17 protein-coding genes and 1 pseudogene are annotated in these 19367 nt (G+C 59.7%); 8 read left to right on the plus strand and 10 right to left on the minus strand.

Annotated elements, in window-relative coordinates:
- Nucleotides 1-1089 precede the first annotated feature (1089 nt).
- Together istA and istB are read left to right on the plus strand one after the other, a co-directional pair.
- A pseudogene (gene istA, locus NKJ46_RS30765) lies at nucleotides 1090-2377 on the plus strand (IS21 family transposase).
- Nucleotides 2377-3177, plus strand: coding sequence for an IS21-like element helper ATPase IstB (istB, locus tag NKJ46_RS30770; protein ID WP_352670477.1), 801 nt, complete (start codon nucleotides 2377-2379; stop codon nucleotides 3175-3177). Before istA ends, istB begins: the two are co-directional and overlap by 1 nt.
- Nucleotides 3178-3575: 398 nt before the next feature.
- Here the strand turns inward: istB and NKJ46_RS30775 are convergent, their stop codons facing one another.
- Both NKJ46_RS30775 and NKJ46_RS30780 read right to left on the minus strand, forming a co-directional pair.
- Nucleotides 3576-3968 carry a DUF982 domain-containing protein gene (locus tag NKJ46_RS30775; RefSeq protein ID WP_352670479.1) on the minus strand — a complete coding sequence of 131 codons (393 nt, stop codon included), beginning with the start codon at nucleotides 3966-3968 and terminating at the stop codon, nucleotides 3576-3578.
- Nucleotides 3969-4264: 296 nt separating this feature from the next.
- The gene (locus NKJ46_RS30780; RefSeq protein WP_352670481.1) at nucleotides 4265-4543 is read right to left on the minus strand and encodes a transposase; all 279 of its coding nucleotides are present in this window, start codon (nucleotides 4541-4543) and stop codon (nucleotides 4265-4267) included.
- Nucleotides 4544-4708: 165 nt separating this feature from the next.
- Here NKJ46_RS30780 and NKJ46_RS30785 point away from each other — a divergent pair, with 165 nt between their 5' ends.
- Entirely contained in the window at nucleotides 4709-4963 is a 255-nt protein-coding gene (locus tag NKJ46_RS30785; protein ID WP_352670484.1) for a DUF982 domain-containing protein, read from the plus strand.
- A gap of 267 nt (nucleotides 4964-5230) precedes the next feature.
- Here the strand turns inward: NKJ46_RS30785 and NKJ46_RS30790 are convergent, their stop codons facing one another.
- Complete coding sequence (locus NKJ46_RS30790) at nucleotides 5231-6574, minus strand: aminopeptidase (RefSeq protein ID WP_352670487.1); 1344 nt, start codon at nucleotides 6572-6574, stop codon at nucleotides 5231-5233.
- Nucleotides 6575-6878: 304 nt separating this feature from the next.
- A complete protein-coding gene (locus NKJ46_RS30795; RefSeq protein WP_352670489.1) occupies nucleotides 6879-7961 on the minus strand; it encodes a sensor histidine kinase in 1083 nt (360 codons plus the stop codon).
- A gap of 556 nt (nucleotides 7962-8517) precedes the next feature.
- On the opposite strand from NKJ46_RS30795, the gene NKJ46_RS30805 reads away from it, so the two are divergent.
- On the plus strand, nucleotides 8518-9039 hold the full coding sequence (locus NKJ46_RS30805; protein WP_352670565.1) for a DNA ligase-like domain-containing protein: 522 nt from the start codon (nucleotides 8518-8520) through the stop codon (nucleotides 9037-9039).
- Between the two features lie 76 nt (nucleotides 9040-9115).
- Here the strand turns inward: NKJ46_RS30805 and NKJ46_RS30810 are convergent, their stop codons facing one another.
- The 3 genes from NKJ46_RS30810 to NKJ46_RS30820 form a co-directional block, all read right to left on the minus strand.
- Complete coding sequence (locus NKJ46_RS30810; RefSeq protein WP_352670492.1) at nucleotides 9116-9583, minus strand: YidB family protein; 468 nt, start codon at nucleotides 9581-9583, stop codon at nucleotides 9116-9118.
- Between the two features lie 319 nt (nucleotides 9584-9902).
- The gene (locus tag NKJ46_RS30815; RefSeq protein ID WP_352670494.1) at nucleotides 9903-10772 is read right to left on the minus strand and encodes an MBL fold metallo-hydrolase; all 870 of its coding nucleotides are present in this window, start codon (nucleotides 10770-10772) and stop codon (nucleotides 9903-9905) included.
- 440 nt (nucleotides 10773-11212) lie between these two features.
- Nucleotides 11213-11446, minus strand: a complete 234-nt coding sequence (locus NKJ46_RS30820; RefSeq protein ID WP_352670497.1) for a hypothetical protein — start codon at nucleotides 11444-11446, stop codon at nucleotides 11213-11215.
- A gap of 334 nt (nucleotides 11447-11780) precedes the next feature.
- Between NKJ46_RS30820 and NKJ46_RS30825 the strand changes: the two genes are divergently transcribed.
- Entirely contained in the window at nucleotides 11781-12095 is a 315-nt protein-coding gene (locus NKJ46_RS30825) for a hypothetical protein (RefSeq protein ID WP_352670500.1), read from the plus strand.
- Between the two features lie 464 nt (nucleotides 12096-12559).
- Nucleotides 12560-13486 carry an ArsR/SmtB family transcription factor gene (locus NKJ46_RS30830; RefSeq protein WP_352670502.1) on the plus strand — a complete coding sequence of 309 codons (927 nt, stop codon included), beginning with the start codon at nucleotides 12560-12562 and terminating at the stop codon, nucleotides 13484-13486.
- Nucleotides 13487-13709: 223 nt separating this feature from the next.
- On the opposite strand, the gene NKJ46_RS30835 is transcribed toward NKJ46_RS30830, so the two are convergent.
- On the minus strand, nucleotides 13710-14633 hold the full coding sequence (locus NKJ46_RS30835; protein WP_352670504.1) for a glycoside hydrolase family protein: 924 nt from the start codon (nucleotides 14631-14633) through the stop codon (nucleotides 13710-13712).
- 399 nt (nucleotides 14634-15032) lie between these two features.
- Between NKJ46_RS30835 and NKJ46_RS30840 the strand changes: the two genes are divergently transcribed.
- Nucleotides 15033-16205 (plus strand): glycosyltransferase, encoded by a 1173-nt coding sequence (locus NKJ46_RS30840; RefSeq protein WP_352670506.1) that lies wholly within the window; start codon nucleotides 15033-15035, stop codon nucleotides 16203-16205.
- Nucleotides 16206-16207: 2 nt separating this feature from the next.
- Nucleotides 16208-17350 carry a UDP-galactopyranose mutase gene (gene glf, locus NKJ46_RS30845; RefSeq protein WP_352670561.1) on the plus strand — a complete coding sequence of 381 codons (1143 nt, stop codon included), beginning with the start codon at nucleotides 16208-16210 and terminating at the stop codon, nucleotides 17348-17350.
- 124 nt (nucleotides 17351-17474) lie between these two features.
- Here the strand turns inward: glf and NKJ46_RS30850 are convergent, their stop codons facing one another.
- Complete coding sequence (locus NKJ46_RS30850; protein WP_352670509.1) at nucleotides 17475-18638, minus strand: beta-glucosidase; 1164 nt, start codon at nucleotides 18636-18638, stop codon at nucleotides 17475-17477.
- 195 nt (nucleotides 18639-18833) lie between these two features.
- Nucleotides 18834-19358: a YciE/YciF ferroxidase family protein gene (locus tag NKJ46_RS30855; RefSeq protein ID WP_352670511.1), complete on the minus strand. Its 525-nt coding sequence runs from the start codon at nucleotides 19356-19358 to the stop codon at nucleotides 18834-18836.
- Between the last annotated feature and the right edge of the window lie 9 nt (nucleotides 19359-19367).

The raw sequence follows: 19367 nt of genomic DNA on the forward strand, positions 1-19367 counted from the left end.
CGAGTTCATCTGCAAGGCATGGGCTTCCCAGCCCGAGCGCTTCACTCTCAATCCGCTCCAGCAAATGCCGGGACTAAACATCTAGGTCTCATCTTGGTCCACTTCAGGAGTTCCTCGGCGGCACCCTCGACATTGTTGCATCCGTAGGTGACCCCCGGTCGGTCGGTCCTGACGTACACCGGCGGGGAGAACCAATGGGTTGCCATGAGGGTACATTGGGCGGCTACGGGTTCTCGTCGGCCGATTGTTGCTTCCGCTGCTCCAACTCTTCCGAAAGCTCCTGCGCCAGCGCGGCAAGCGTCGGCGTCAGAGTTGGTTCACCTACGAACCTCAGGAGCCTGCGTAGCTTCCGACGGTAGTCTTCCGAACTGATCATCCGTCGGAAGCCGCGTTCCTTACGGAGCATTGCAACGGTCACTGAAGGTTCCTTCTGACTCGTTAAACGCCATAGGGCAGCCCGCGTCTGCCATAGTGCTGGCGCTCCAATCAGCCTCCACCTGCTCTCGCCGCTCAAGCTCCTGCAGCAATGCAGCAAGGGACGCCGGCAGTTGCTCGTCGACTTCGAGACCAAGCCTGTTGCGAAGCATCTGACGATGATCTTCTGAGCTGATCAGCCGCTGGAAGGCTGTCGCTACTGTTGGTCGTGCCGGCATAAGGTCGTCCCCAGATTCGGTCTGAAACACTTTCGTTGCGAAAGGGTTCCGAAAGGGAGCGAATAATTTGTTGGGAACCTCTGAGCGGGGGCTCGGGTAACCGACCCATTCGGCCCTAATCAGACGAGCGCAGCACCAACCCCCTCCTCTATGGCAGCAGCCAAGAATGCCTTGCGGCACTCCTCAGGCTCCACCTCGTCGGCAATAACAGCCACGGAAACGCGCACCACGGGGTTCCACTGAGGGCCACGGTTGGTCCGCTCGGAGGGGAGAACCAATGGGATGCCATGATGCCTATCGCTCAGGGGAGAGATACATCTTGGCCTCCTTGGCGGCAGCCTCAAATGCCTTTCGTGTCACGTTGTCGGGCGAATTGAGAAACTGACCCCCTGACGAAATGAAGAACTGACCCCCTCCGTTATGAGAGGAGGCATGGATGACGATTGGGATTTCGGCGATTCCTGCATTGTCGAGAACGATGCAGGGAGAGGAGATGCTTCAGCCTGAAGAGGTGGCAGCGATGCTGCGGCTGCATGAGCTTGGCTGGGGAGCGAAGCGGCTGGCGAAGGAATTCGGGTGCGCGCGCAACACGTGCGTCGGTATCTGCGCGAAGGCGGGACTGTTCCGTTTCGCAAGCCTGTGCGGCGGAGCGCGTTTGACGGGCTAGACGATTGGCTGCGGGAGCGCTTCTTCCGCCATGGTGGCAACGCCGATGTGGTGCGCCAGGAACTGGAGAGCGAACATGGGATCGTCATAGGGCTTCGGTCGGTGGAGCTTCGGGTGCAGGGTTGGCGTCGGGAGTTGAGGGTGCAGAAGCGCGCGACGGTTCGGTTTGAGACGGCGCCGGGACATCAGATGCAGATCGACTTTGGCGACACGCGGGCGTGGATCGGCGGCGAGCGTGTTCGGGTGCACCTGTTTGTGGCAACGCTGGGTTACTCGCGTCGGCTGCATATCCGCCCCTCGCTTCGGGAGCGCCAGGCGGACTGGTTGGAGGGGATGGAAGGAGCCTTCCTTCGCTTCGGTGGGGTTCCAACGGAAGTGCTGTTCGATAATCCGAAAGCGCTGGTCGAACATCACGATGCGGCGACGCGGGAGGTGCGGTTCAATGTGCGGCTGCACGCCTTTGCCCGCTACTGGGGATTTACGCCACGGGCTTGTGCGCCCTACCGGGCGCGTACGAAGGGGAAGGACGAACGCGGGGTCGGCTACGTCAAGCACAATGCGATTGCCGGCCGCCGGTTCGAGAACTGGGCGGCGTTCGAGGCGCATCTGGACCGGTGGACGCGCGAGATTGCCGATCAGCGTGTGCATGGCACGACCGGGGTGGCTCCTGCAGAACGCTTTGCCGAAGAAGCCATGGCGCTTCGCCCTCTGGGCGGACGCGCGCCGTTCGGGCAATTGCGGGATCTCGTGCGCAAGGTCCAGCAGACTGCGCAATCGACCTGGACACGAACAGTTACTCGGTTCCCTGGCGGCTGATCGGGGAGAGCGTCCAGGTCGTGGTGCTGGGCGGCCGCGTTATCGTGCGTCATGCGGGCGAGGTGGTGGCGGATCATGCCTTGTGCCGCGGACGTCGCCAACGGATTGTCGAGCGCGCGCATCTTGCCGGCGTTGTCGGCGCTGCTGCGCCGGTGCAATCGGCGCCGGCGGATATTGTTGCGCCTTCCGCTCTGTTGCGGCCGCTGGCCGAATATGAGGCACTGGTGGGAGGCAGCTGGTGATGACGACGGTCGATCACGAGATGCTGGTGGCTCAGCTCGACCGGCTGAAGCTGACCGCGATCCGGGACCAGCTCGATACGCTCCTGGACGAAGCGGCGCGTTCGCAAATGACCTTGCGCGAGGCTTTGGCCTTCCTGGTGACGCGCGAGATCGCGCGGCGCGACGAGCGGCGCATCTCCATGGCAGGCAAGATCGCGCAGTTCCCGTTTGTGCGCGAACTCGAGGGCTTCGACTTCGACGCGCAGCCGTCGCTGGATCAGCGCCAAGTCCGGGAGCTGGCGACCTGCCGCTGGATTGCCCATGGCGACACGGTCCTGTTCCTTGGACCTCCGGGTACGGGCAAAACACATCTGGCGGTGGCTCTCGGGCGCGAGGCGATCCGGCAGAACCATAGCGTCCAGTTCGTCACGGCGGCCACGCTCGTGGCGATGCTGGCCAAGGCCCATGACGACGGTTCACTCGAAAAGCAACTGACGACCCTGTCGCGGCCGAAACTGCTGATCATCGACGAGCTCGGCTATCTCCCGTTCGAAGCCAATGCCGCACACCTGTTCTTCCAGCTGGTGTCGCGGCGTTATGAGCGGGGATCGATCCTGATCACCTCCAACCGCTCGGTGGGCGAATGGGGCAGCGTGTTTGGCGATCCCGTGGTGGCAACGGCGATCCTTGATCGCCTGCTTCATCATTCGACAGTGATAACCATCCGTGGCGACAGCTACCGGCTTCGCGAAAAGCGTCGTTCCGGCCTATTGCAGAAGCCCGGAACGACGCTCGGCACCAACGAAACCGCAAAACAATGAGGAGGTCAAATCCTCAGTTCGCCCAGGGGGTCAAATCCTCACTTCGCTTGACACACGTGAGGGTCAATCGGATCGCCCTCCAAGGCTGACAGGCAGAGGGTCACCGCCTTGTGCCAGCGAGGTCCTCTCCGGGTCCACGTCTTTAGCTGCTCGAGGGCTGCCCTCACATTGTTGCAGCTATGCCTGTCACCGGCTTCAGTCCTTACGAACACCGGCGGGAACCAATGGGTTGCCATGAGGGCAATTTAGGGCGGCTATGGACCTTGGCGAGCCAGCGATTCTCCGCCATCAAACCCCAAGGCACAGCCCGGCGCCTGCCCTTGCAAAGTTTCCGAAAGGGATCGAATAATTTGCAAGAAGTGCTAAGTGGGGGGCTCGAGTATCTGGGCCTGTTGGCGCTAATCAGACGAGCGTCGCACCACCCCCTCCTCTTCGGCCGCAGCCAGGAATGCCTTCCGGGCCTCCTCAGGTTCCATCTCGTCGGCAAGCACGGCGACGCATACGTGAACCGCGAGATTCCACTGAGGGCCACGGTTGGTCCACATTAAGAGTTCCTTGGCTGCTGCCACTGCGTTGTTGACGTGGTGCGTCGTATTGCGACCCTCAGTCCTGACTGGGACCGGAGGAGAGAACCAATGGGTTGCCATAGGGCCACTCCTTGCCGCCCGTGTAAGGCCCCTAAGCAACTTTTGCTCGTCCGTCAGCATTCGTTTTAATGATAAACTAAGCAGCATTCGAAGGTATCTGCTGGCGGCATCCGACCTCTGCTTAGTTCTCTCGACTTCAACCATCTTTGTACCTGGTTCTCTCGACTTCAACCATCTTTGTACCTAAACCGGTTCCGTATAATGTCGGGAACTAAGGAAAGATCAACAGACGTTTGGTATGGGAGCGTGGGCCAGGGAATGTTGGTAGAAATTTCTGAGCGGATGATCGGATAACTGGCTCGCGCGATGACCCCCGGTACCCCCTTCGTTTCCCTCACTGCGCAGCCACCGTCCTCAACAGTCGGCCATGAGGCGCTCTGGGGGCGGTTGTGGTACCCGTTGGGGCCACAAAAACGCCTGAGGGATCGAGCAGGGTAAGCTTAGTCAGAAGGTCCGAAACAAACAGCCCTACTGCATCTATTGCGGTGGGGCGACGTTGGGCAACGACATCGATCATGTCCCGCCCACTGTTGCTGCGGGGAAAGTCCATACCGGCGTGCCACAGCACAAACCGTCTCGCCCGCCTCGTAGCTCTCCGCCGCTATCCGGGCCTTCTCCTCCGGCGGCCACTCACGCCGCCGACCCGAACCAGTGAAGATCTCCAGCCGACGGACCGGCTCCTCGTCCTTGGACTTAAGCGTAAACTCTGAAATCGTCATATGTCGAAGCCCTCAAAGGCCTCGAACATCGTCCCTTACATCCACGCGCGAAAGGTGCCGCCGGGACACGATCACAGCGCTTACACACTTTCGACGGCCATTTACTTTTGAGCTAGCGCTAAGGGTTGGTCGAATCTACCGTGAGTGGTCGGTTTGGAGAGTGTCGTGCCAGCTACACGTTTCAGAAAGCCTGTCGTCGTTCAGCCCGGCCGGATCGATCGTGACAGAGTCGTTGCCTCCGTATCGGACGCTGCCGAAATCTTGCTTAGGGAATGGCCTCAGCCAACAAGCAAGTCGCGGCTCACTGCCATCAAAGCGTGCCTTGCTGTCATCCGCGGAGAAAAGCCACCAAGGATAGCGCGCCAGGCATTTCTAAACGCTGCCAAAGAGGCCAAAATACTCCTCGGTGAAGAGATCTAAGCACCGTTCGCGTGAATCGGTGAATCGCGGAGCGGTGCCGGGATCAACGACTTTGTGCCCGGCGCTGGCAGCGGATAGTGGCTGCACTGCACTGCATATTCGATGTTAATATCTTTGCTGCGCAGAATAATTCGCCAGTCCCGCCGAGCGATCGGGCCGGGTGAAGAACACTGCCCTCGCGACTTGGTGTCCACGATAGCTGCGCATCCGCCCGAAACCTCCCAGTCAGTTCACGCCCAAATAATGTCGGAGGATCCGACTCGGCGGTCAGCTTTGACTGTCCCCATAACATGCGTCTGCCCCGGCAAGCGCTTCGGTACGCCGAGCTTTGTCCAGCGCGCCAAGCCTTCGAACCGCTGCATAGAACCGTGGATAGTCGCCCGAACACAAGTCGAACAATTGGAGAAAGGCCGGCACCCTATCGCTGTAGACAGAAGTCGCGGCGAGCTTTGCGTTATTGATCGGAGCATCGAACCAGGCGTCATATCCGCGGTATCCACCCCAGCGCTTGTCGCGCATCTGACGGTAGCGCGTCCTCAGCCGTTCGATCGCGGCCGTCTTTGCGGCCCGCTTCTGCTCAGAAGTGCCATTGTCGTGATAGACATGCCCCAGCTCGTCCCTGGTCCGCGACACCAGCGCGAGAAATTCAGCTCTGCGCCTCCGGTCGGCTTCGTAACGGCGCAATCCGGCAGTATCGCCAGTCGCGCGCAGCCATTTTCTCACACCCGTTGTTTCGACAGCGACCGCGAACGCCTCGTTGAACGCGGAATCGTTATGCACGTAGACGCGCTGGTGGGCCAGCTCATGGAATACCAGCCCTGCGAGATACGTTCCATCTTGGGTGAGCATCGTGCTTAGCAGCGGGTCACTCGACCAGCCAAGCGTGGAATATGCAGTGATGCCCGTTACATAGACGTCGAGGCCCTGTCTTTGAAGTTCTGCGGCGGTTTCAGTCGCAGACTCCTCGGAGAAATATCCCCGGTAGGGAACACAGCCGAAAACCGGAAAGCACCATGTTCGTGGTGTCAGCGAGAATTCCGGCGCGGCGAAGACGGCCCATGTCACAGAGTCGCGACCAACATCAACATAGCTGCGGTAGCTGTTGTTGTCGGGCAGCGCCAGTTCATCGATAGCAAACTGTCGTATGGCGTTTGCCGATGCCATTTGGGCGCGCAATATCTCAGGGGTCGAAGGATCGTTGATCAGTTTTCCGACGTCTTGGCGCGCCGTCATGATCTGCACATGGCCCTGCAAAGATTGCGCGTAGTAGGAGATACTGGTGCAACTGGCCACGCCCGGCGTCAGGATAATCGCAGCAACCAATCGAACGAATGCACGCATCACGGTTTTGCTCTCACGTCCCGATAGCGCAATTTCGGGGTTGCCTCCGGCCACGAACAGTCGGACGAATTTTGATGTGTAGGTTAGACCTTCGTCCTCCGCAAGATTGGCCAATGCGATGACTCGCTGCTGAATTGCCAGCCCGCGCGCGATGAGCGCGAAGGTGTCAGGTGCAGCGATGAAGCTCGCGGTAAACGCGCAGAGCGTTTCAGCTTCCAGGGGACACCACCGGCGCCTCCAGTGGGATCGGGCGGGCGGCTGCAGGCGCATTCGCGGCAAAGGATTGTGACGTGTTCTCGTGACGCGTGAGCCGGCGCGTGCCGAGTGGGCGGCGTCCGGACTGCTCGTAACTCGGAGCGCGCGTGTTCTCCGGGCACCGATCCTACAAATCGCTCTGAAGTCGAGCGCATGGGCGATACCATCGTCGCGGAATTCGGGCGGATCGACGTTTGGGTGAGTTGCGCCGCAATACTCCTTCTCGACCGCCGAGGGGCGTCCGGGGCGTGTTTGCAGCCACCTGCTCAAAGCCGCGACGTGAGCCAGCCTCCGGCCTGCTCTGTTCGATGGCAATCGTTCAGCTTGCTGCCGCCGACCGCTTGAAAACGATGGTCACCTTCGTCCCTTTGTTGGCGCTGGACTCGACGGCTAACTGCGCCTTGGCGTTCTCGGTCAGCGATCGCGCGATCAGCGCTCCGAGCTTGCCTGGCTTGGGCCACATCTCGCCTTCCGGCAGGCCGATTCCATCGTCCGCCACTATAACCCGGCAGCCGTCGCCATCGACGATGCTGTGCAGCGTTATCGTGCCGCCATCGCGGCCGCGGAACGCATGCTTAAGTGAATTGGTCAGCAATTCATTTACGACCAGTCCCGCCGGCATGGCGACGTTTATTGACACCGGATATGTATCCACCTTCATATCCAGCCGGATCCCCTCGACTGCGTGCGAGCTCATGACCGCGGACGCGATCTGGCTGAGATACACACCAAGGTCGACCTCCTCCTTCGGCTCGTCGGCCGTTAGCGTCTGGTACAGGATCGCCAAAGCGTCGACGCGACCGGCGAGCCGCTCAAACCGTTTCCGGTCGGCCTCGGTAGCGTTGCGGCTTTCCAGCCGGATAAGTGCAGTGATCATCTGGAGGTTGTTCTTCACCCTGTGCTGCAGTTCGCGAAGCAGTGTGTCTTTGTCGCTGACACGTTCCTCGGCCGAGCGCTGATCTCCCGCCTCGCCGTGAGCCGATACGTCGACCAGGGCCACCAGTCGGAAACAGCCCTTGCCGTTGTCGTCCTCTATCTCGTTGGAATAAACGTCGACGATCGCGGGTCTATCTTCGCTGCGCTCCAGCCTGAAGGTGCCGACCAAATCGGATCCCTCGACCACAGCCTCGGCTAGCGCCCTGTCCTTTTGCTGATGGAGGCCTGTGCCTAAAAGGGCGGGCCAGTTTTTTCGGGTGAGCCTGGCGGCTGTCAGGCCTGACAGTTTCTCGAATTCCGGATTGGCGTAGACCACGCGCTCTTCACCGGTAAGGTCCGAAACAGCTATGGCGATCGGCACCTGGTCCAGGAATTTCTTGAACTGTTCGCTTTCGAGTGCTGTTGCAAGGTCAGGTGTATCAAGCAACTGCTCGACCGCCTCACCCTTCTTTGAATCCGATGTCATTTGCGAGCCTGTTCTGTGCGGATGATATCAACAATGCGGCGCGCCTGCCATCGCCAAAACTGGAGCTGCATCTCACGTTTTGCATCGCGCATCTGACAACCAGCCCTGCATCGCGTAGCGGCCGCATGTCTAAATTGCGACCGGCCGAAGGAGAGCGGCAAGGACCGGCTGCGATCCAGGTGCCTGGAACGTTGAGGCGGCGGGTCAAGTGGGTACGCTGCGGAAGATCAGGAGAGCGGGCATTCAGGGAGGAGTGAAGTTCGCGTGCCGGCCTCGCCCATACGCGACACTGTCGACCGCATGACCGCGTGCGCCCTGAGAGGGCAATGCATCGCTCCAGCGGTAGTTCAGGCCATTAGCTGCCTATCTGCGGCAAGCCTATCGGTCGCGAATGTTGAGACGACTATTGCCGATGCGCCAATGTCAAGCTCGTCATGGCCAACGGTGTGACCGGAAGCGCTCGCTTATGGCTGTGCTGGAATGCACATGAAGTATGCGCCTGCGCGCCGCTTCGTTGATCTCCCGGCCTTCTAGGAAGTCATCAATCTGATCGTATGTGAGACCATATGCATCTTCGTCAGGCCGCGGCGCCGACTGGACGAGCAAATATACCGGCCTCGTCGAAGCCGCGAGGGAGCTCGAGGTCAGGAACGCGATCTTCGAGGGCGAGGCGGTCGTCACCAATGATGCCGGCCTGCCCGATTTCGACGCGTTGCAGAAGGCCGTCCACAGCGATCCCTCCGCCATGATCCTCGGCGCCTTCGATATCATGCATCTCGACGGCTACGATCCAGGCGGGTATCGAGGGGATCGTTTCCAAGCTCGCAGCGGTCCGACTTCGAATTGGCTGAAGACCAGGAGCTTCATATTCAAGTTCTGCTTGGCGTCGAACGAGAGCCCGGCAAGGCCGCATTCGCCTTGCTGGCGCAGCCCGACACCGGAAAAATATGTCGGCTCGGCCTTTATCAGCCTGGGGCGCGACATGAACGAACGCGGAAACGGGCAAAGGACCATGCCGGCCCGCCTCCGGAGGGCATCAAGAAGCGACCGGCGACCCAGTGGGTTGAGCCTGGCGTGAAATTGCGGATCAAGCACCTTCGTGGTGAGCACAAATACATACGCCACGCTTCTCTGCTGGGCTTCGGCGACGAGGGCTAGACTAGGCTAGTCACGGATACATCCTCGAGCAGGGTCGACTTATCCAAGCCTTGTGTCGGCTCAGGCGGCCATTCACCATTCGGCGTCATCTCGTTGACTGTCTCGGGTAGATCCCGCGCAATCTTTCTGATTAGCTCCTCGCGCGAAAGACCCGTGTGCATTAAAATGGACGTGAGTGTACCTTCGTCCATTGCCGCTTCGACGTCCCTTGGCTCGATTGGTTGGTTTGGCCCGCGGCCAACCCACGAGTCGACCTTCGATCCTGCCCCCACCTCCCTGAAGCGGTCGAGGATCTCACCAAGGTCAGCCCTCGACACGCCATTCGTTATCTGAGCCAGAATTCTGCGTTGCGGGTCGTTTGGGTTAAGATACCCTGCTCCCGGAATCAATTCACGGAGCTTGTCGCGATTTTGGTATGCCAGAACGCCAAGGATGGCGATCGCCAATCTTCCCAGATTTGCCATTCGGTCTCCTCCACGGTTGAGCGAATCGAAGCCAAGTCTTGGCGAATGCCGACGCGTGTGGGCTGGTCCGGCGGAGAGGACGCGTCCTTGGGGGTACTCGTTTTCCATCGGACGTTCTCCTGACGCCGAACTTCGGGGCGCTTGGCCGCAGTCGCCCTGCGCCGATCAAACGACCTAACCGGCGCTTCTCGGGTTTGTTCCGCTTGTCAGAGTTTGTCGGCGACGATGGGGCGCGCGATCGGACGGGTAACTCTACCGGCTCGAGAGGTGGAGTCTGCGCAACTTGACCATATTCAGAACGACGGCGGCTCGGTTAGTCTCAGCCATCTTGGACTGCCGCCGGCTCGCGCACAAATTTCAATTTCGGCGGGACGGCGAATACCCTGAACCGCTCAGCCAGGCTGTCAAGAGCGTGACGCATTCCCACTCCCGCAGCAGCCGCACCGTGTCCACTGATGACTATCTGCGGGTTCAGGGCAGCCAAGTGCTTCACGGATCTTTCCGCCGCATCCCAGTCCGGCGTGAAGTAGCGCGGCGGACCGTGCATCTCGAGACCCTGGACGGCGACCTCATAGACTGACTCCTGACCGGTGGTGATGAAAGCGTCCCCTACGATCAGCGAACGGTCCTTCTCGCGCCAGAGCGAGATATGCCCAGGGGCGTGCCCGGGTGTGTGTAACCATCGCCATCCGGGCATTCCGGGGATCGATCCGTCGGCAGGTAAGAGTTCCAAACGGTTGCCAAGGTCAATTGGCCCGCGTGGAAAAAGCGGCGACAGCAGCGCCATCAGTCCACCCCCGACCCAGGGATCGGGTGGCGGATAGGATGCGGTTCCGTCCAAATACGGGCGCTCGAGTGGATGCGCGAAGACAGGCACGTCCCATTTATTTGCGAGGTCTAGAACCGTTCCCACATGGTCGAAATGGCCGTGGGTCAGGATGATCGCGGCCGGCCGTGCGTTCGTGCCAAACCGCCTTTCCGCGACCGCAAGAATGCTGCTGCGCGACGTCGGCAACCCCGTATCGATCAGCACCCAGTTCCGATCTCCGCTGCCCGGTGCGCCGAAGAACACGACATTGACGATTGCTAGCCGCAAATAACCCAGGTCCGGTGCGATGCTCCAAGCGCCGTCGCCACGATCCTCACGTCTGGCGTGGTCGATCTCGGAAAGTCGAATCTGAACGGTCATGTGATCCCGTGCCTCTGTTGCTGAGCAGCCGCCGATCGGCGGCGGTGGTACATCGCCCCGAACTTGGCACGGCCCTCCTTGTTCCTCGTTCGCCAGGCAGCTCCGGACAGTCGATCACCGGAGTCGACCAATCGGTTCGGCATTACCCGGCCACGCAAGGACGAGCTGGACTGAGCAACGAAGATGGCGCGCGCCCGATTGGATGCGGTATTTCGCCAACGTACGCGGCGGGCCTGCGGGCGGCACTGCTGGTCACGGCTGCGCGACGATCACGATTCAAATCCGCCGCCGGAATCCCCACGCAGGATTGGGTTCCGAACCACGATCATTGCGGCGGAGCGCACGCGGTTCGGTCTCGCCGCTGCAATGCCCTCAAGCGCAGAGGTTCCTCAACTGATGCTCGGCTGGCGGCAACTTGCTCGCCAGCCGAGCCGATGCCATCAACAACCCTGGTCGGTCTTTTTCACCTGACTTGGCGCGGCGGTGTTGGCTGTCGTGTCCTGCTGACCAGGCGGCGCCTGCTGAGCGCTGCCAGTCTGCTGGCCGGTCGCGCAGTCTCTGGCCGAGTTCTGATTTGTGGTGCCGCCGGTGGTGATCGTGTCGGTGCCCTGATCGCCGAGCATGTTGGTCCCGCTGCTCGTCGTGCCGGTGCCCTGATCCGTCGTGCTGGGCATGGTTGTCGTGCTCGAGGTTCCGTTGGATGGGCTTCCGCTCGAAGTTCCGCTCGTCGTCTGGGCAAAGGAAAGCCCGGCCGACACCGCCAGTACGGCCGAAGCCAAAAGGATGCGTCTCCCGTCTGAATGCGCGGGATGCGCTGGCACATCCAACAGGCAGACAGAAAGACTGTTCCCCGAAGAAGCTCAATTTTTGTAACTCCGGTCGACGGGCTCTATTGCGCCGGGAACACGGATCAGTCCGTCGCTCATTGTTAGTTTCTCTGCCCAGATTTGTTGAAAACATTCCACAGCCGGGCTTGACGATCAAGGAAAATGTTCCCTCTATGTTCTCATGACGCACGAACCAATCGACACGCTGGGCAAGGCGACCCGGCACAATATGCTCGTCAAGGCTGAAATGCAGCTGCGGCAACGTCCGCGACTGCCGTTCCGCGGACCTGGTGGCGTCGATCCACTAACGCTGAGGTTCAACTGCAGCCGCTGCAAGCCGACGGTCAATCTCGCGAAGCTGCGTACGGACGCTCAGCTGTTCGATAATGTCGAAGAGCTGCGCTGGCACGGCCCGACCAAAGCGTTTGAGACGTGCGTGATCCGGCTAAATGACGCCCGGCTCCTCGCACGTGCGCTCAAGGCTGGCCGCAACTGACTAAAGCAATAGGTAGAACCCTGTCCCGACCTTATCGGGTGGCGAATCCGATGACATAACTTACGGCGACAACGCATTTCAGCGAACCGCATCGTGTGTATCCATCCCCGCCGGTTCCGGTAACATCGAGGTCGAGGTCTGACATCTTGGAGATTGGCCAGGGGAACGGCCGCAATTCGTGGCTCGCTTCTGTCTGTCTTCAGGCCGCAAGCGTCTAGTCATCTGCATTGAGGCCGCGGGCTGTCAAGCACCGCACTACAAGGAGTTGACGCTCTGAGAAATGTAGACGTGTCGCACCATCCTTGTTGGTGCAGCATGCCGGGCTTACTGCCTTTCGAGCGCTTGTGTAACCAAATCACCGGCTCGGCGTTTCGTTCAGCGCCGTTGCAATGCCCACCCACTAACGCAACTTACAAGCACGAGCGAACCCATTACCTCTGTCAGGAGCATAGACTGGCAATTTGATGAGTCGCAATTTTCTGGTGATCGAACCTGAGGAAGGCATTGCCGTGCTCAAGGGGCTTGCCTCCTCGGCGCGGATCTCGATGCTGAAACTGCTGCATGAAAAGGGGCCGATGAATATCAACGAAATCGCCGCCGTGCTGTCGCTGCCGCAGTCGACCGTCTCGACCAACATCCAGGTGCTGGAGGATGCGGGGCTGATCCGCACCGAGAACCAGAAAGCGAAGAAAGGCAACCAGAAAATCTGCTATCCGACCGCCGAAAAAGTGCTCGTCGTGTTCAAGGGTGAGTATCGTAAGGTCAAGAACGACGCGATCGAAGTGTCGATGCCGGTCGGGCTTTACACCGGCTTCGAGGTTACCGCGCCCTGCGGCCTTTGTTCGCCGGACGGCATCATCGGTCTGCTCGATGTTCCCAACACTTTCCTTGATCCGGACCGCATGAAAGCCGGTTTGCTGTGGTTCACGCGCGGTTTTGTCGAATACCAGTTCCCCAACAATGCCAAGCTCGCCAATGCCGAGATCACCGAACTCGAAGTGGCGATAGAGCTGTCCTCGGAAGTGCCGGGCACCAGCGCCGATTGGCCCTCGGACATTACGCTGACAATCAATGGCGTCGATGTCGGCACCTGGACATCGCCAGGGGATTTCGGCGACAAGCGCGGCGTCTTCACGCCCTCCTGGTGGAAGCTCAAGGGCTCGCAATACGGCAAGTTGAAGAACTGGCGAATTGCCAATGACGGCACCTACATCGACGGCCTCAGGATTTCCGAAACCGGCCTCGCCGCACTCGATCTGAAGAGCCATCATTCAATCCGCGTCCGTATCGGTGTCAAGGACGACGCCAAGCGCCCCGGCGGGATCAACATTTTCGGCAAGGGCTTTGGAAATTACGATCAGGACATCCTGCTCAGGATCAAAACCGCCTGAGTCGACTGGCGGTGTTGCTCCGCAATTAAACCGTTGCCGATTTGCGGCTAGCAACGTCGTCTATGAGGCCACCAGCTTGCCTGACGTGCATAGATGCCGTTGCAAGGTTCGCCCACTGGCTGGCTTTCGCCTGCTACCCTCAAATCACCGGTACAAAGCGATCCGTCCACCAACCGCCAGAGCGTTTCATCGTCCGTTCCGGCAAATGCCGGAACTTAAACATCTAGGCAACTCTCGAAAGTATGTGCCGATCCAGGTCGCACTTTGCTAACCCGAACCGCCAGCGGTGGTTCGTCGCCTCACGCCTGCTCTGATAGAACAAGGTCAGTTGCCGGCCGTCGATCATCACGGTCGAATGGCCATTCTCGCCGGGCTCACCAGGGTCGAGAACGGGGCCGACGGAAACGTAGGGGCCCTTGACGTCATCGGCGATGGCGAAGAAAACGCGCTGCCGGCTGCCGCGCGGACCTTCGGGGAGGAAGCAGGTGGCGTTGAGAAGCACACGACCGTCTGGCAGCTCGACGAGCTGGGCGCCTTCGATCCCCCATTCGTAATCCGGATGCTCGCGCGCATTGTGATGCGGCACGTCGAGATGATCGAGTATCTTGCCGAGACGTTTCCATGGCCCAAACCAGGAATCGGATTGGCTGCGCGCCAGAAAGACATCCGGCTGAGGCACCCTGGTGAATGTGGGCATGCCTGAATAGACGATGTAGCGCTTGCCGCCGATGATTGCCGGATGGGGATCGTAGATGCCGTCCTCATCGGTGTCGGGCAGCGACAATATCGCCGGATTGAGCACCACCCAATGAAAGCCGTCATTGGAGACCGCATGCTCGCAACGTCCGCCGGACTTCATGAATTCGGTCTGGATGAACATATGGAAGACGCCGCACTCATGAATGACGCCGGGTGCCGCAACGCCCGATCCGGTTATCGGCAAGACGATCGGCTCGTGCTCTATCCAGGGTCCATAGAGATCCGGTGCCGTGGCATGGAGTATTTTCCAGCTTTCGGTCGTGACCGTGCCGCTTGAGCCGAAGACGTGCCAGAGCGTGCCGTCGAAGACGGGACAGGGGTCCTTCAGGTCATCCACGACCTGCGGGTGAAACAACGGAAAGACGTTGGTTTCAAAGTCGATCTTCATTCGCCAACCATTCCTCGATTCCTCGGGCGCTCCATTCAAATGAACCACCTGCGCGACTCACATGAATCGATTCGCAGGCGTATTTATAGCTCCGCCGATGAACGGTTGTTGAACGATTGAAGGATTTCAACCGTTCTGTGGCAAAGGGCCACATTTGGGGAGCCCGACCTGACGCGATGGGCCTCATGATCTGAATCGAACGGGGGTCGCCTCGCCCGTTCTTTTATCGAGCCATCGCAAGTGGAGCAGGACAGCTGGACTCGCCTAAACAGTTTGCAGCTGTGGAACAACTTACTGGGATGGAAGTTATATGCAAGGCTGCGAACGTTGATGTCGAAGCTACCTTGATTAACATTTGTTAATCGAGGCGATTTCCAGCTATAACCAAGGATAATTTACATGGAAATGGCGGCGGGCCGGCGCAAAACACCAAAAATCCCTGTACAATCGTCTATTTTACTCTGCTTTTCCCACCTCCGATGGAACTTCGTATATCAAAGACCACAACACATTCTAACCCTCGCATCAAAACAGCAGCAGCTAATTTACTTCGAAGAGCCGATCTTTGAAGAGAGGCGCCATCCTTCGATGCGGGTGAACGATATTTCACCTACGATCAGAATTTTGACGCCGCTTATCCCAGTTGGCACTTCCGCGGCCAGGGCAGACGCGGTTCAGCGCAGGTTCGTCGATCAGATCGTCGCCTCTACGCCGCATGACCGATTGACGGCCTGGTATTATACGCCCATGGCGCTGCGTTTCAGCGATCATCTCGCCTGTGACGTCTGCGTCTACGACTGCATGGATGAACTCTCCGCGTTCAAAGATGCTCCCGCAGAGTTGACACAGTTGGAAAAGGCGCTGTTGCAACGCGCCGATCTCGTCTTCACGGGCGGGCAGAGCCTCTACGAGGCCAAGCGCAGCCTGCATCGGTCGATCTTTCCCTTCCCGAGCAGCATCGACGTTGCCCATTTCCATCGGGCGAGAGAGCCAGGTGACGACCCGCTCGACCAGGCCGACATACCTCACCCGAGGGTGGGGTATTTCGGGGTCATCGACGAACGGCTCGACGTCGAACTGATCGCGCAGGCGGCTGCGGCAATGCCGGACGTGCATTTCGTCATGCTTGGCCCTGTCGTCAAAATCGATCCGGCGAGCCTTCCCACGGCAGGTAACCTGCATTGGCTGGGCGGCAAGTCCTATGCAGACCTGCCGAGCTATCTCCGGCATTGGAGTGCCGGCTGGATGCCGTTCGCGCTCAACGAAGCGACCCGCTACATCAGCCCGACCAAGACTCCCGAGTTCCTGGCGGCAGGACTGCCGGTGGTTTCAACGGCGATCGTCGACGTCGTGCGTACCTACGGCGCCGAAGGCCTTGTCGAGATTGTCGACGCGGAGGATATCGAGGCCAAGCTTCGGTCCATTCTGGCGCGCCCCCGCGATTTCCTCGTGACCAAGGCCGACGCCTACCTTGCCGACATGTCCTGGGAGAAGACTTGGAACGCGATGTCTGCCCACATCCAGCGTGCCCAAGCGATGAAGAGCGTGGTGCCGTTCCTGAGGAGGGCGTGAGCGTGTTCGATTGGCTGATCGTCGGGGCCGGGTTCGCCGGCAGCGTGCTGGCCGAGCGCATCGCATCACAACGCCAGGAAAGTGTCCTCATAATAGATCGACGAAATCACGTCGGCGGCAACGCCTATGACTGCTACGACGAGGCGGGAATCCTGATTCACCGTTACGGGCCGCACATCTTCCACACCAACGCCCAATCGATTGTCGACTACCTGTCGCAATTCACGGAATGGCGGCCTTACGAACATCGGGTGCTGTCGCTCGTCGATGGAAAGCTGCTGCCGATACCGATCAATCTCGACACAATAAACCGTCTCTACGGCCTTGAGTTGACATCCGAGCAGTTGCAGGACTTCTTCGCTTGCCGGCGGGAAACGGTGGAAGAAATCCGCACCGCCGAAGACGTCGTGGTGAGCACTGTAGGCAGAGAGCTCTACGAGAAGTTCTTTCGCGGCTATACGAGGAAGCAGTGGGGTGTCGACCCTTCCCAGTTGAGCAAATCGGTGACAGCGCGAGTCCCGACCCGGACCGATCGGGATGATCGCTATTTTGGCGACAGCTTCCAGAACATGCCGGCAGGCGGGTATACGCGCATGTTCCAGCGCATGCTGGATAACCCCAAGATCAAGATCATGCTGCAGACCGACTATCGCGAAATTCGCGACAAGATTCCCTTTCAGCGGATGATCTACACCGGGCCGATCGACGAGTATTTCGACTGGAAGCTTGGTCGCTTGCCCTACCGCTCGCTGCGCTTTGAGCACATGACGCTTGATTGTGAGCAGTTTCAGCCGGTCGCCGTCGTCAACTATCCGCAGACGGAAAAATACACACGGATCACCGAGTACAAGCATCTGACCGGTCAACAGAGCCCGAAGACCAGCCTCACCTACGAATACCCCACGGACATCGGAGATCCTTATTACCCGGTGCCGCGGGCCGAAAACGAGTCGTTGTACAAGCGCTATGAAGCCTTGGCCGCGGCCTGCCCGGAGGTCTGGTTCGTCGGACGTCTGGCAACATATCGCTACTACAATATGGATCAGGTCGTAGGCCAGGCATTGGCTACGTTCGGACGCATTCAGGCGCGCCTTGCCGGCAACGGGATGCTCGTCACGCCGACGCGGCGCGAGGCGGCCGAGTGAATGATGCGCCGGGCTGACCGGCGTTCGGGCGACCCACGGCCAAAGAGGCCAAGGATCCTTCTCGGCGAACAGCTTTAGCTGTGCTGTTGATGCAGCTGAACGCGCGCTGTTCTGATCAGCGAGGCTATGGCGCGCTTGCGTGTTTTTCAAAGGCCACGAACAATTGGCGCTGGCGCTCCAACTCGTCCGCAAGTGGCTTGCGAAGAGTGCGCGAGCCGTCCGCATGGATGGTGGAGAACAAGCCGACTTCGGCGTGGCGCGAATTGTCCCAACCTGGGTAGGCTGTCACGGGATAAAGGCATATACCCTGGACAGGTGCACCGAGGCTGGTCGCGTCGCGCACTTCGTCGCAAACGTAGTGAAGCCAGGCCGGCCGACCGGATCCTTCGGCGCCGGTCTCGGCGATGAATATCGGCTTGTTGTATCGATCGGCGACCTCGACCAGCATTTCCGAAAGTGCACGGTATTCGTGGTGCCCCATCGGTATCGTTGGGCCATTCAAGTACCATTGGTTGTGCGGATAGAAGTTGAGGCCGATCACGTCTACAACGTCCTCGCTGCCGCCCAACTCCGGCTCTACGCACCCTGTCAGCATGTCATATGCCTCGAATTGCCCTTGACGAGCATTTTCGGCGCTCCGCCGCTCGGGGCGAGTACGGTCACGAGGAGCAATATGAATCAGCGGTTCGGCCCAGATGAACCTGCATCCGGGTTCGGCCTCCCGCATCGCCCTCACGCCGGCGACCGCAGCTTTGACAAGGTGTCGTTTGAACCATCCACGCTTGTTCGGCCCGACGGGGGGGAAATAGCCGACCTCCACCGCCCATGCGAAAAACGAAATCTCGTTGATCGGGCACACCAGGGGAGCCACGCCACTAACGGAGCGATGAACCCGAACAGCTTCCGCAGCGAAACGGACGTAGGCGTCGATAAACCCCGGGCTACCTTGGTCGATGTGGTCTGGCGAGCCATAGTGGAAGATATCCCAGATAATCTGCACCTCGGCCGCCTGGGCTGCTTCGATCGCCGACGTCCAACTCGACCAGTCGAAGACTCCGGGCGCTGTCTCGATAAGGTGCCAGCGCAAGCCGTCGCGGATCGTGCGAAGGCCAAGCTCGGCGCAACGGCGATAGTCGCCTTGTGCATGGATATCGTGTGAGGTCGCGCGGATCAGATCAAGACGAGCTCCGTCGGCGCGCCTGTGGGAGGAACACTCGAAACCAGCCATGAAAAAACTGTCGAACCCGGAAGAGCCTGCCGTGGGCCGACGAGCGGTATTCTCGTTCATACAACCATCCCGTCGCCCAGGGTGGGCGCAAGCAATCGTATGCGGCGATCGCTCATTGTCAGTTCCGGTCGCGTAGTCGGAACCGGTCGGCCACCGCCACGTCGACGGCGCGGCGGCTGCGGCGTATGTGTGCCTGGATACAACCAGGCTCCTATCCGTCTGTCGGGGCCGCGGTGGCGTCGATTCGATCCGAAGTTATGCAGCCTGTTGCATCGCCCGTTCGTTGACCCCTGTTTCGCCCAGTCGGGTGAGCGCCTCATCGGTTGCTTTTTCTTCCTTGAGCGTCTGTTCGAGTAGCGGGACGGCCTCTTTCAGACCAAGTAACCCGGCCCATGTGACAAGAGTCCCGTAGCGCGCTATTTCATAATGTTCGACGGACTGGGCTGCAGCCACGAGACCCGCATCCAATGCCGGAGCCTCCTCGAATTCCTCCAAAATCTCCTGTCCTTCTTCGATGATGCCGTCGATCGCCGGGCACGTTTTCCCTTGGGCTCTCTTGCCAAAGGCGTCGAAAACCTGTTGCAGGCGCTCGATCTGACCTTCCGTCTCGTCACGATGTTTTTCGAACGCCGCCTTCAGCTCTTCGGACTCCGCGCCCCTTGCCATTTTCCGGAGCGCCGTCAAAATCTTGCGTTCGGCGTAGTAAATGTCTTTCAACCCATCATGGAAAAGGTCTTCCAAACCCTTGGAGCCGCCCTGAGAGCCTTTCTTCGTCGCCATTGTCATCTC

Origin of the sequence: Mesorhizobium sp. M0166 (genome assembly GCF_040322255.1) — a bacterium.
Classification (GTDB): domain Bacteria; phylum Pseudomonadota; class Alphaproteobacteria; order Rhizobiales; family Rhizobiaceae; genus Mesorhizobium.

What these genes read in the sequence shown, in the direction of transcription:
- istB (WP_352670477.1), top strand. Translation starts at nt 2,377, where the DNA reads ATGACGACGGTCGATCACGAGATGCTGGTGGCTCAGCTCGACCGGCTG.
- NKJ46_RS30775 (WP_352670479.1), bottom strand. Translation starts at nt 3,968, where the DNA reads ATGGTTGAAGTCGAGAGAACTAAGCAGAGGTCGGATGCCGCCAGCAGA.
- NKJ46_RS30780 (WP_352670481.1), bottom strand. Translation starts at nt 4,543, where the DNA reads ATGACGATTTCAGAGTTTACGCTTAAGTCCAAGGACGAGGAGCCGGTC.
- NKJ46_RS30790 (WP_352670487.1), bottom strand. Translation starts at nt 6,574, where the DNA reads ATGCGCCTGCAGCCGCCCGCCCGATCCCACTGGAGGCGCCGGTGGTGT.
- NKJ46_RS30795 (WP_352670489.1), bottom strand. Translation starts at nt 7,961, where the DNA reads ATGACATCGGATTCAAAGAAGGGTGAGGCGGTCGAGCAGTTGCTTGAT.
- NKJ46_RS30810 (WP_352670492.1), bottom strand. Translation starts at nt 9,583, where the DNA reads ATGGCAAATCTGGGAAGATTGGCGATCGCCATCCTTGGCGTTCTGGCA.
- NKJ46_RS30815 (WP_352670494.1), bottom strand. Translation starts at nt 10,772, where the DNA reads ATGACCGTTCAGATTCGACTTTCCGAGATCGACCACGCCAGACGTGAG.
- NKJ46_RS30820 (WP_352670497.1), bottom strand. Translation starts at nt 11,446, where the DNA reads ATGCCCAGCACGACGGATCAGGGCACCGGCACGACGAGCAGCGGGACC.
- NKJ46_RS30825 (WP_352670500.1), top strand. Translation starts at nt 11,781, where the DNA reads ATGACGCACGAACCAATCGACACGCTGGGCAAGGCGACCCGGCACAAT.
- NKJ46_RS30830 (WP_352670502.1), top strand. Translation starts at nt 12,560, where the DNA reads ATGAGTCGCAATTTTCTGGTGATCGAACCTGAGGAAGGCATTGCCGTG.
- NKJ46_RS30835 (WP_352670504.1), bottom strand. Translation starts at nt 14,633, where the DNA reads ATGAAGATCGACTTTGAAACCAACGTCTTTCCGTTGTTTCACCCGCAG.
- NKJ46_RS30840 (WP_352670506.1), top strand. Translation starts at nt 15,033, where the DNA reads ATGGAAATGGCGGCGGGCCGGCGCAAAACACCAAAAATCCCTGTACAA.
- NKJ46_RS30850 (WP_352670509.1), bottom strand. Translation starts at nt 18,638, where the DNA reads ATGAACGAGAATACCGCTCGTCGGCCCACGGCAGGCTCTTCCGGGTTC.
- NKJ46_RS30855 (WP_352670511.1), bottom strand. Translation starts at nt 19,358, where the DNA reads ATGGCGACGAAGAAAGGCTCTCAGGGCGGCTCCAAGGGTTTGGAAGAC.